A 12174-nucleotide genomic window follows, 5' to 3' on the forward strand; every position below is an offset into this window, starting at 1 on the left:
CAACCCCACACTCGGTTTACCCCCGCAGCAGCGGGGAATAGCCCGAATAATTACCGTGCAGCTTTGACGATTTTCCACGGTTTAACCCCGCCTGGGCGGGGAACAGACTCGGTTAAGATCGCCTTATTGCGCAATTACCGGTGCAACTCCGCTTATGCGGAGAACCTATTCGGAAAGGAGTGTATAACAGGATACCCTCCGGTTTAGCCCCGTATATACGGGGAACAATATCAAGCTGGTTTGACCATCATATCACCGGTCGATTTATCTCCGCTGATGCGGGGAACTCACTAAATCTGCCTATTTGCTATCCGCTAAAGTCTTAGTATCGTTGCAGATACTTTTGAATCCCAGCCCTCGCTCTCAAACACTTCCAGCTGTATAAAAACTCTATTTATCCCAATCAGATTCGGCGGATTAACATCAATCCACAACCAAATGCTTTGGCCGGCCCCATACCCGCAAAAATATTTTTTATAAATAATTCGGGTTCAGTAACCAAAAGCTCTCCCCGGTAATCCACAGAACTGAAACCAGCACCGCGCTGCTTTTTATGTAACAAATTCCAACGATAGCCATTGCAGTGAAGCTTTGGAGGGTAAATATCAAATCCGAGGCGCGTCCCCCGGTGAATTAACCAGCTGCGGGCAGCAGTTTGGCTGACATCCTGTAACCGGGTTTCAATCTGCCCCTGATCAAACTGCTCCGGCTTTTCCTGCACCAAGCTCTGCTTCAGCTGCCCTTTGCCACCTTCAACAGGTAAACCATGCAATTCGCACTGCTCCCGCAACCAATGGTATTGGGCATCCATCAACACATCGTGCCGCTTGCCGCGCTTTTGCCCTTCGGTTTTACGCGCCACTGTAGGGTTCGCCCGCAGGCGAAAGGCCAGCCGATCGCCGGGGTTTAAGCGGGGCTCAAAGATTTTAGTCTCTACTAAAAATATCGGATTGTCCTGCACAGGCCGGACTTTTGACAGCAGGTAATACACCGGTAGGTTGCGTTTGCTAAGCAGCTGTTCCCGCGAGGATTCCTCACGAAATAAAAAACGCTCATCACCATCAAAAAGATCCCACAAGATTTGATGGATACCGTAGCTGTTTTCGCTGAGCAACCGTGCCAGCTGCTTCTGCACCGCCAGCGAGGGAGATAGTTGAACTCTGGATAAATACATAGCCGCTCCCTTATGACTGCCAGAGATTTTCAATACGCGGCTGGAACTGCCAGCGCTTGCGAGATAGGGGCTGATCGAGACGGCTAAGCCGCTGTACAGATCCTGCTGAAAACACCCCATCTTCCGCAGAGAAATCATCCAAGCTACCCTCCCAGTAGTAACGACAACTCTCTTCAGTGGGCAACCAGCGCTCCTGCCGGGCCCATTCCGGTTGGTAATCCAGCAACTCCGGGGATTCATAATGATCCAGGGCGCTGCGGAAATTGTCCGCACCAATCACCCGTGCGGCAGTGGGGGCTGAAAGGGGAAATGCCTTGCGCCCCAGGTAGAGGTGATACTTTGGCCGGGCCAGGGCTTCACACAGCTCCGCCAGAGTCCAGTTAGCCTCTTCACAGGATCTCAGGGCCACTATCGCCTGCGCATCCACCAGATACTCCCTGCGGGATAACAGGGTTCCCAGACGCGCTCTCCCTACAACCAGCTCATCCCGGCGCGTACGGTAGCGGCGCTTGCCGGCGGAATCTGGGACCTGTACCGTGTGGAAATCCTTCAGCAAAGTACCGACATTCAGCACTTTTACCGCCTGGCAATATTGCCGGGCCAGGTTCTGATGTAAATCCTCTCGCTCCCGAGGTATCCCCAGTGCCGCACCAAATAGTCCCGCAATAGCGGATTTACCCGGATAGCGTGCGCTGTGGCGGGATTCCCCCACAGCCACTTCCCCCCAGGAAGCCATGGCACCGTAAAGACGAAATACTAGGTATTCCATAGCGCCACCTATTCGCTGACAAAGGCCAAAAGTTCCTCGATATTACCTTCGCCAGTTACGGCATTGAGAACATAGCGGCTATCGGCACAATCCCCGTACACCTTATCGAAACTCTGCAATTGCTTTTGCAGTGCATCAATAGCGTCATGGGCGTAATCCTCGCTATAGCGATCAACCGGCTTCAGGTAGGCCGCAGAGAGAGAGCGCGGTTGCTGGTCACCGGCTTCGGCCACGACATATGAGGCATAGGCACGGCTGGCATAGCTGTTTTGTTTACCGCTGGGAGAAACTTTAAGGATTGTCTCAGTCAGCGCAGCTACAGCTCGATCGGCCAGGGGTTTATCCCCGCCCAGGTTTTCAATGAGCAGCTCTTTGTTAATGCAGATATAGGAATAAAATAATCCCGCAGCAAAACCCGCCTCCCCCAAGTGAGCAGCACCGGCATCCTCACTGCGATCATTCAAATCGTCTACCGCAGTAAAGTAATCATCTTCAATCACTACAGAGTGAGCCGAGAGTGCATGGGCCACCTGGCACGCCGCTTCAACGTTATAGGTGGGCTTGGAAGCGAGCATACGGCCAAACAAGGCGATATCCACTGCCATGTTTTCCTTGCGCAATAAATCCAACTCTGTCTTCTCCGGCTCCCGCCCCTCTTCTGCCAAGGTTTTCAGTAGTGCATTGATCCCGTTTTGCTCGGCACTACTGAGGTGAACCAACTGCTCGATTTCCAAATCGGCCAGAGGGTTATCTTTTTCCGGCTTTTTTAACTTACCGAATTGCTCGGCAATTTTCTGCGCCCACAATTTGGCCTTTTTCTCAGAGACGCCCAGTTCCAATAAAGTCTCATAGGCCAGTACCCCCTGACGCTTGGTTCTGGTGCCAATGAGGCTATCCCCCTGCTCCGTTGCCAATACCTGTTGGAACAACTCCGACGTTCGCCAGTGACGCTTAAGGCTCTGGGAGGAAATTCGCAGGCGATCACAACCTCCCATCTTCGCTGTTTTTGGCCGCCCCAAGTCATCCCGGTTCAGGTTCGCAGGGGGATAGGCGGTCAATACATGCAATTGAATAAAGCGGCTCATAAATCTCTCCTTGTTGCGACCGTCAGGCCATCACATTACTTCGATTCATTTCTCAGGTATCTGATCAACAGTCACTGTCAATCGGTCTGGCTTTGCTCTGTGCTTAGTGTTGTTATGGGAATAGCTTTTAAAAATTCTTTAGGCCCCTAAGACACCTTTAATTTGTAATTCTCTAAATACTTCTCAGTCTGGTAATACGGCGTAGTAATCAGTTGCCCAACGCACAGCTAGGCGTTCCTGTGGATGCCGTGCTGGAATCGTGCGCATCTCTCTTTGCCAGTGCAGCAAATCATTGGCAAGAGAAGCTATATTGGCTCTGCCATCCAGCAGGGCCAGGGCCCGTACTATGCGGCGGTAGAACTCAGCCGTATCGCGACTTTTTTGCAACTGAAAAAAACGCAGCTCACTTAAAGGGGGGCGCCCGCCTCTCTCCCGGGGCATAGCCAGGGACCGGGCAAAACTGATATCCATAGCCTCGCTGCTGTCAACATCAATTGTTTTGCTGGTGTTATCAGCTTTTACGTGTGCAATTACGGTGGCTACCAGAGCCGCATCTTCGATACGAATTTGCTCATCTTTCTGCCAGCGCTCGGGCATATCCTTTAAAAAACGGATAAAGGCGGGAGTAGGCATTACATCCATGGGCTCTACCGCACGGCGCAAACGCGCTCGGTCGGCTCGGCCAGCTTTGTCATTGAGCCAGCGGTGCCATTCGCGCAGTCGGCTCACATCTGTATCGCTAAGATATTGATATCCGGCCATCACAATTCCTCCTGTTGTTGCTCAACTTTGGCTGTATTATCCAGAGTCTTTAAACTTGCCAAGCTGGCGAGCTTATTCCTTAAAAAACGTCGCGCCCGAGTCACTCGCTGCAATTTCAAGTCTTCCGCCGAGCCCTCCATTGACCAATGGTCAAACTGCGCCAAGGCCGTTTTTTTCAATGTGTGTGCCCAGGTAATAGCCACTGGTGCAGGTGTAAATTGGGATTTCTTGGATTCGAGGGATAATTGCTTGAGCGAGTGATAAAACTGGCTTTCCGTCGCCTGCCAAAACGCCTGATCGACAAATGAAAAATCCCCTTTAGTCTCATTAGGGTTATTAAACCAGGCAGCCTTGACCCTAAAGCGCAGCTCTTTCAAAGTATCTTTTGCAGCCGTTAAAAGCTGCCCTGCCAGCTGAATAAATAGCGACCGGTACTCGGGGGAAATAGGCAGTACTGGCATTTCCTGTTCATACCAGCAACGCGCTTTCATATTGTCCATGTCATAGCCAAATCCCCACAGACGCACATCGACATTCGAATCCAGTTCTTCGAGAATTTCCGCATATTCCTCGTGGAACAAGCGCACCGCCCAGCTCGCTTCATCGCCATTTGAATGGTCATTCCACATAAGCCCCAACCAGTGCCGATAACCGAGACCACTCTGTTGACCTTTCAAACTCAAGGGTGGGGCTTTTTTCTTGGGATCACGTCGATAGGGCGTCAGGGGATGAATCCAGGGACCCTCGTAATTAATGCCATAATTCTTAGTGGTATATTCCCGGATTAATTGATTCGTCTGCTCTCCACAAAGGTCGCAGTAATCCTTGCCTTCTCTCGGGATTTGGAAACGTATCCTGCGCGGCATACCCCAGTACATTTGCAGAGGATGGGTATCATTGGGAGACGTAGAGGAACCTTGTTTGTCAGAGAGGCGGGAGGGAGCGAGCCAGGGGAAGATACAACTATCAGAGCTTTCAGACCTCGCCCCAAACTCCTTTTGTGGCAGGATATTGAGCCACAATTTCTGCCAAAGGTTGGCATCTTCTGCCTCTGGAATTATCAATGTGGTCAAAGGGCCACCACCACGCAAACTGGTTCTATGCCCCACTCCTCCGGAGGGGGCGTTAATTTGCAAGGTAAACAAGGCACTAGCGGCACAGCTGGGACATACACCCTGCACCCTACCGCCCTTAATAAATAGATCCTGATTATCTCTACAGGTTTTACTGCCCGGCGCCTCAATCAGTAGGGCAGCAATCGACTTTGATTCCCCCACACTCAATTCCAAGTCCTGCATAAATGCAGGCCCGGACTCTTGAAACAATTCAAAATTGGGAGCGTAGCTTTGCAGCCGTGATTTCAGTGTTTCCTCAGTAGGTGCCTTTTTCCAGTAGACTCCCCAATCATCGACACTTTCAGGTGCAAAAGCTGTTTGCAACAGGCCAATTAAAAACTGGAACAGCGCCCCGCGAAAATCCGGTCGTACCGTACAGATATCTACGACAGGATTATCCACCTCGACAATTTGCCAAGGAGCAATTCTTTCCTGCATGCCGCATCGCCGGATAATTGGCAGCCAGGAATCTTCAACCAAATTCACCACGATCCTCCCTGATCCAGTCTCCGCCCTCTTACTCTGCTATAGCCATGCTTTTTTCAAGAGCTAGAGGGAACAGTTACACTCAGAGCAGTGCGAGCGCCTCTGCCTCATTTTTGAGTGCTCAATCTCTCAGCGTCACTGCCGGGACACTAATTGCATTACCTTATGCCACTCTGACTAGGGAAAAATGATCTGGCTCAAGTCTGGGCATCTTTCTCACTTCCCGCATAGGAAATCATAGGTAGCGCCTACTACCTGACACAAAGTAAAGTGCTCGGTTATCGCATAGACCACACACAATATAAGGATATTTATCCCATTCCCTTCTCTATATACGAGTATTCCTGTACAGACAATTCCCCCACCCTTTAGCCTGCATCAGCTATTGACCTCAATTGCCAATCAACAGATACAAAAAAGCCCATTGATGGGGCTCAAAACTAGCGACAGATTCTATTGTGGAGGAAATTTAACGAATCGGTATCCAGCTCAATATAAGCTCATCACTTTTAACCGGCCGGTAGCTATCGGCACTGAATCGCCACTACTAAGCCCTTCAACCCTTACCGACTTCAGATAAAAGAAAAGACTTTATTAACTGCTTCTGACTCTGCTACAGAGCTGACATCATTTCTATTAGATGTGCGGTGATCCACTACTTTTGATTGTATGGATATACTAGATTGGAGTTCGACTGTGAAAGTGCCGGCAATTATTACCGACACTTTCATACTATTAACTAGAAAATTTCGTAGGTGAAAACTTTTAAATTTACATCTTCAATAGCCTCTAAATCACCCTGAATATCAACTGTCAAGGTATCGCACATATCCGCGGCAATTGAACCATTATCTATCGTTAAGACTACTTCATTGCGAAAATCTGAAATGGGCACATTCGTAAAAATATTTTTATCGTCCCTATCAACCCCTATTGCAGTTTGAGTACCATCTTTGGCAACACAACTTGCCGTGATCGAAACGTCATACACATAGTCAAAAATTCTAGGATGATTTCTAGTGTAGCAACGCTCCCCCCTATGGGAATAACGACAAACGACATCTGGCCTCAACCGTCCCAAACCAGATACAATCGCAGTAATATCGAAACTGATTTCTTGAGCACTATCACCCAAGATATCAATCTCAGCAATTCGCCGAGTATCCGAAGTATAAGAGTACTCAGTAATATTGTGCTTAACGCCGCTAATAAAAGTCATTTCTGCAAAAGACTGACTCGCTAACAACAAGGCAAACACCGGCAACATAGACTTCAAAAACTTCATTTTTCATCCTTAAAAAAATAATCGAGCAGGCAGTATAAATACCCAAATATTAACTAGCAAGAAGATCCAAACAAAAAATTAAAATTATAAATACTTCAGAAATTACAGCAAAAAACCTATATATTCAGACTGCATTCACACTCAGTATGCCTTACAAAAATCTCAAAAAATATAAATCAAAACTTAAATTAACCGATTATTTAAATCTTCATTTATCTTTACTCGCCACAAAATGACAGATCACAACACCCCAACCAAACGACAGGAAACCACTTAAAGACAAACTTAGCTTCTATTTGAATATTGCCCCTAGATTAAAAAGCAATAATTAACAAAGCAAAGGAAACATCAATCACATCGCAGACATCGACAACATGTTTAAGAACCTTATGATATTAAAAAGCTAAAACAAACAAAGTAATAAAACATCAATTCAGCTAGCCTAAAGCTTATTCTCGATCGAATTACAGCTTAAGCACTCTTTTATTTTACTTAAAGTACACCACCTCGATTACAAGGTAGCTCCTGGGTTATCTCAAACTGGTTAAGTTGATTTCACTCACCCCAACCACTTTTCTTTATTGCTGAATCTAGCATCAATACTCTTCAATCAATTTTCTGCCACCACTTGATCTACTAGTGGAGAAGAAGTAGCAGATATTGACTCCAACTATCCACTCTTTTCCTTATGATCAGCTGATACCCTTCAGAGTCGAAATCTGGTGACCTACCATCCTAAAGAGAAAGCAATATCAGGAACCAGCTTCATTTTTGAGAACTAAGCCTCTCAGCGTCACTTTAGGGGCACTAACTTTATTACCGCATGTCACCCTGATTAGAAAAAATACCTTACCCAAGTCTGGGTATCTTTTCCAGCTCACTAAGGAAGTGTATGTACGATTGCTTATCAGCCAAAAATCGACTGCTATTATATAAACTGTAAAATATGCAAGGTAATTGCATCAACTTCGGTCATTATTTTGATACTTAAACCCTTTAGTGCAAAGTTATTAGAAACAAATATTAGCTAATTACTTTTAGCACCCCTGCATTTAAACATTAAAAAAGCCCCTAAATAGGGGCTTTACGTTTACTTACTAAGAATTATTTAATCAAAATTTGGCACCAAAATAAGAGCTTCATTTTTTATCTCACCTGCATCCACAGAGACAGCCTCACCATTACTTAGCCTCTCAACCTCAACTGACTCTAGGGTAATCGAAAAGGCCTTACTTACGGGCTTTTCTTCTGGCTCAACTATGTTATTCGAAGAATCAGCACAACCACCAACATAAGCAGCGATAACTAAAACAAAATAAAAGCGCACATTGGATTTTAAAGGTTTCATATATCCACCAATTAATAGCAGTAATTCCGAAAAACTCTCTGAGGCTTTAAAATTCATACGTCACCAGAAACTGGGCCTCACCAACGGGCAACTGAAACTTTTTGAATAAATCTAACTTCAGATAGCCATTATCAATTGAAAAGAGACCATCGCCGATTAACTCCGAATTACTGGCAATTCCATTGTTATCCATATCCAAATACAAACGCACCCTCTGTATGTCCGATACTTCATCCAACTCACCATCGGCCTTGAGTGTGAGTGACTTCAGTATCGCATCAGCAGAGTCACTCTGTAGGGAGAAAGCCAACACCGGTGCCTCCTCCTCTAACTGAAACTGTGAATTCTCAAGTGCATAGGATTTTATATTTACAATAGGCTCTTTAACATTGAGGGTCGCGACAGCACCAGGATCGACAATAATGCCATTCATCTCTCCGTCATCATCATTGAGGCCACCATCTACCAAGCTAAGCTGGATACAAAAATGGCCCTCATGGAGCCCAGGCTGGTACTTCTCACTACCCGGCTCAGGACAATCACCCAACTGCCCCAGTGCAGAAGATACACGGTTAAATTCATCCTCAATAAAATCCACCCATCCAACACTTTGGCGGTATTTCAGATAACGAGCACCTTCGAGTAAAGCGGCATTTAAAGGGACAACAATGTTAGCGCTTTCCCCAAAATCTGTATCGTAAATAACAAAGTCAAAAATACCATGCAGGAATTTATAACTATTCTGTCCTGCCAAATTATCCTCAAAGAGATTATCTATATCCTCCAACGTAACCTGGCCCACTTGTTGACCGGCAATATAGGCACTATCACCAAGTCTCAAGCTTGTCCCTTCAGAGCTTTGCATCACTGCACCAGTTCTATTTACCGGCAGCTGGGAACGAACCGCTACCCTATCTAGATAGTCCGGTATTCGATCACCATCTAAATCTAAGAATCCCTCAACGCTGTCACTCAGCCCATCCTGATCAGCATCTTCATTATCGGACAATACAGGGGCACTGCCATCCACTCGCAATATCAGCTTCGCAGTATCTGACAAACCACCAGAATCTGTAACAGTAACAGTAACTTCGAAAGCTCCCGACAAACCTGTTGGATCAAAGGTAAATACGCTTTCACCAGAGTCGTTGAGCTGAACTAGCTTTGGGCTGTTCCAACTATAGGTAAATGGGTCCAGCTCATACTCATCTGTGACCCAGGCTTGAATCTCTGCCGGTCCCTGATCCTCATAAATTACAGCCCTGAACTGGCCAGCTTGAAATAGCTTTGCCGTAACTTTGGGGTAAAAGTTAAATGTAGCGCTAGGTATAAGTGGAATACTTGAAATAGCAACTAAACTGTCACCATCAGCCCAATCTTGAAAACTAATCGTTGACTCAATAACACAAAAGCTATCACTGTCCTCGGAGAAATCACTAGCACCGCACCCGTTATCAACTAAAGGGAATTTAGATAAATCAATAACAGATACTTCATTACCTTCTACTGGAGATTCGAAATTAATATAGGGTAATTCTATCTCAGCACCTGTTAAATCCAAGGTCAGCACTACCGAACTGAATACACATGTCGTATCGAAGTCTCCATTGGAAATTGTACTAGACTCAACCGCTTCGCCCGAGCATCCCTCACTAGGGTTTGCCGAGTCTTCTCCTGCGGGCATAACACCCATGAAAGAAACAACGGTATCAACTGTAGTAAGGTTATGTATTTCCGCCGATTGAGCATGTCCCAGAAGGCCTGAGTGTTCATTTAGAATTGTAAATTCCCCTCCATTGAAGTTTATATATAAATTACTGATGGAATAGCCATTACCTTCAAAGGTCGCAGTAAACGGGTTTTCACTTGTACCGATTGGCTCCCAGCCCAAGCCCTCGTTCCAGTACTCATCATTCGCATCAACATAACTATCGCCATTGGTATCAAAATTCAGGTCTTTGGTCAGCTCAAAGCCATAACAGCCACTTTCTGGGCAACCATAGTTACTACTGTATAAAGTTGATCCGTCTAGGTTGTTACGAATCTCATTAAGATCTTTGAAACTGCGAATCTCAATCAGACCATCATTATCAATATCAAGATCAGAAAGAGAGGCGTCAGCTGATACACCTTCCATGGACAGTAGCCCGACAAATATTAATAGCCCCCGAAGTGTCGAAAGCTTTTTGTATTTAGTGGTATAAGACTTCAATCGAAAACTCCTTTTTCTATATTTACCAAAAATCTCAGCCAATTTTTAATTCACTTTCAGAACTGGTGCCGAGAATAGGGATCGCGAAAGGGAAGCAAAATAGTTACTAACTTGATACCGAGCAACTGGAGTAATCCAGTATCCATCCCCCCAAATAAACCCGCAACCAAACCTCCCTAAAAAGCTATTACATAGAATTACAGGCCTACTAGTGAATGTTTCCTGTCCACAAAATCACATCAACCACCGGTGAGCTCTGCAGATGGCTTATAAATTATTGGAGAGGCACCTGGTCTTAAATGAGTGAGCCAGGAAGGGATATTCAAGGCTATGCAGGGCAACTCCTGACAAAGTGAAAGGTTAATATTTTTATTTTTTAAATAGTAAAAAGCCCGGACCAGCCGGGCTTTTTGGGTGATTCTGAGCTTCTTCGTTTCTTGATCAGTGCGGGACTTGAAAAATAACTTCTAGCCAGTGGTTACGGGACGTATAGGAAAGCACAACAAAAAAGTAACACCACTTTGAATCCTCCCTCTACTGAGGCGTCTCAACGACTGAGCGTGATACTGAAATTCAAGCGTGGCTTCACCTACTCCAAATCGACAAAGTGCGAGTTTACCTAATACTGAACAGGCAAGCCGGCTTTAGCAAAAGTGGTTATCAAAAGACCCCAAAGGGAGTCCAGAATCGCCCCCTTACAACCCTTGGTGGTTGGCAAGGTCCAGGACTTCAAACAGTATGGACCATCAAGACCGCACTATTCAGCTATGCATATGCGCGCTTGTAAAAATTTTCATTCGTCTTCGCTATACATACCAGAGTAAAGCCACGTTGAGAAACCGACGAATATTACACCAACTACAAGACAGCCAATCACCCACAACCATGGAAAGGCAAGAAGCCAGTGCAGGACATAAATTAGGACGAATATACTAAAACTTATAGACAAGCAACTGCGTAGGGTAGGCATAATTATTCCCTGACTTAGTCAAATAGCTAGTAGCCCATATCGCTTCTAGCTGAAATGACTAGCTCTCTACTTGGCCAAAGTTGAGATCTAAAGCTGATCTCAGGGCTCAAGTTATATTGATTACATTACTTTGCGTATTGAGCACTGAGCGGAAGAGCCGCATACAGAGCTACCAGATATCCGCAAACCACAGCTTCTTGCCACTTGGTTTGGCTGGCTTGATTTGAGTATCTGTCAGAGCCATGGTGGTGCTACCTGTTTCTAAATTGAACTAGGTAGCACCAAATGTAGCACCAGGTAGCACCGGGTGACAACGAACGAGAACGGAGGGCTGTGTACCCTTCAGATAGCAAAAAGCCCGGATTTACCGGGCTTTTTGGATGATTCCGAACTTCCTCGGATCTTGATGTGGTGCCCAGGGCGGGACTTGAACCCGCACGAGCATAGCTCACTACCCCCTCAAGATAGCGTGTCTACCAATTCCACCACCTGGGCAAAAATCTTTTACTGCTGTTCCTCACTTTCCTGGTTAGCAGCTGGCTCTTCTGAACCGGTGCTGTCTGCAGGAATCTGCGGGATATCGCCAGTTTCCAAATCTGTTTCGAGCTGCGGGATATCGCTATCGATAGCCGGCAGTTCTTCAGCTGGGCCAATTTGCTGCACCGCTGCTGGAATTTGCGGAAGGTCCGCATCAACGTTGGTGCCTGCACCTTGCTTAGCCAGGATGGCCAGGCCGAAACTGGTGACGAAGAATACCGTCGCAAAAATTGCTGTCAAGCGGGAAAAGAAATTTCCGCTACCTTGACTGCCAAAAACTGTCTGAGACGCGCCCGCACCAAAGGATGCACCGGCTTCGGCACCTTTACCTTGCTGCAACAAAATCAGGCCAATAATGCCCAGTGCGGTCAAAACGTGTACAACTAATACCAATTTTTCCATCTTCTGGAAACTCTCTACCGGGGTCTAAA

General features: G+C 46.3%; 9 protein-coding genes and 1 tRNA gene. All 10 read right to left on the bottom strand.

Annotated elements, in window-relative coordinates:
• Window positions 1-403 precede the first annotated feature (403 nt).
• Window positions 404-1174, bottom strand: coding sequence for a type I-E CRISPR-associated protein Cas6/Cse3/CasE (gene cas6e / locus ACJJI1_RS03765; protein WP_444958582.1), 771 nt, complete (start codon window positions 1172-1174; stop codon window positions 404-406).
• Between the two features lie 10 nt (window positions 1175-1184).
• Window positions 1185-1943 carry a type I-E CRISPR-associated protein Cas5/CasD gene (gene cas5e / locus ACJJI1_RS03770; protein WP_444958583.1) on the bottom strand — a complete coding sequence of 253 codons (759 nt, stop codon included), beginning with the start codon at window positions 1941-1943 and terminating at the stop codon, window positions 1185-1187.
• 8 nt (window positions 1944-1951) lie between these two features.
• Entirely contained in the window at window positions 1952-3028 is a 1077-nt protein-coding gene (gene cas7e, locus ACJJI1_RS03775) for a type I-E CRISPR-associated protein Cas7/Cse4/CasC (RefSeq protein ID WP_444958584.1), read from the bottom strand.
• Window positions 3029-3211: 183 nt separating this feature from the next.
• Window positions 3212-3790 (bottom strand): type I-E CRISPR-associated protein Cse2/CasB, encoded by a 579-nt coding sequence (gene casB, locus ACJJI1_RS03780; RefSeq protein WP_444958585.1) that lies wholly within the window; start codon window positions 3788-3790, stop codon window positions 3212-3214.
• Window positions 3790-5391: a type I-E CRISPR-associated protein Cse1/CasA gene (casA, locus tag ACJJI1_RS03785; protein ID WP_444958586.1), complete on the bottom strand. Its 1602-nt coding sequence runs from the start codon at window positions 5389-5391 to the stop codon at window positions 3790-3792. Before casA ends, casB begins: the two co-directional genes overlap by 1 nt.
• A gap of 739 nt (window positions 5392-6130) precedes the next feature.
• On the bottom strand, window positions 6131-6676 hold the full coding sequence (locus ACJJI1_RS03790) for a hypothetical protein (RefSeq protein ID WP_444958587.1): 546 nt from the start codon (window positions 6674-6676) through the stop codon (window positions 6131-6133).
• Between the two features lie 1108 nt (window positions 6677-7784).
• Window positions 7785-8081 carry a hypothetical protein gene (locus ACJJI1_RS03795; RefSeq protein ID WP_444958588.1) on the bottom strand — a complete coding sequence of 99 codons (297 nt, stop codon included), beginning with the start codon at window positions 8079-8081 and terminating at the stop codon, window positions 7785-7787.
• Entirely contained in the window at window positions 8071-10236 is a 2166-nt protein-coding gene (locus ACJJI1_RS03800; RefSeq protein WP_444958589.1) for a hypothetical protein, read from the bottom strand. Before ACJJI1_RS03800 ends, ACJJI1_RS03795 begins: the two co-directional genes overlap by 11 nt.
• Before the next feature lie 1379 nt (window positions 10237-11615).
• A tRNA-Leu gene (locus ACJJI1_RS03805) sits at window positions 11616-11701 on the bottom strand.
• 9 nt (window positions 11702-11710) lie between these two features.
• Window positions 11711-12145, bottom strand: coding sequence for a preprotein translocase subunit SecG (gene secG, locus ACJJI1_RS03810; protein ID WP_413663227.1), 435 nt, complete (start codon window positions 12143-12145; stop codon window positions 11711-11713).
• Window positions 12146-12174 lie beyond the last annotated feature (29 nt).

The organism is Microbulbifer maximicatervae (SeqCode) (assembly GCF_052467065.1).

What these genes read in the sequence shown, in the direction of transcription:
- cas6e (WP_444958582.1), bottom strand. Translation starts at nt 1,174, where the DNA reads ATGTATTTATCCAGAGTTCAACTATCTCCCTCGCTGGCGGTGCAGAAG.
- cas5e (WP_444958583.1), bottom strand. Translation starts at nt 1,943, where the DNA reads ATGGAATACCTAGTATTTCGTCTTTACGGTGCCATGGCTTCCTGGGGG.
- cas7e (WP_444958584.1), bottom strand. Translation starts at nt 3,028, where the DNA reads ATGAGCCGCTTTATTCAATTGCATGTATTGACCGCCTATCCCCCTGCG.
- casB (WP_444958585.1), bottom strand. Translation starts at nt 3,790, where the DNA reads ATGGCCGGATATCAATATCTTAGCGATACAGATGTGAGCCGACTGCGC.
- ACJJI1_RS03790 (WP_444958587.1), bottom strand. Translation starts at nt 6,676, where the DNA reads ATGAAGTTTTTGAAGTCTATGTTGCCGGTGTTTGCCTTGTTGTTAGCG.
- ACJJI1_RS03795 (WP_444958588.1), bottom strand. Translation starts at nt 8,081, where the DNA reads ATGAATTTTAAAGCCTCAGAGAGTTTTTCGGAATTACTGCTATTAATT.
- secG (WP_413663227.1), bottom strand. Translation starts at nt 12,145, where the DNA reads ATGGAAAAATTGGTATTAGTTGTACACGTTTTGACCGCACTGGGCATT.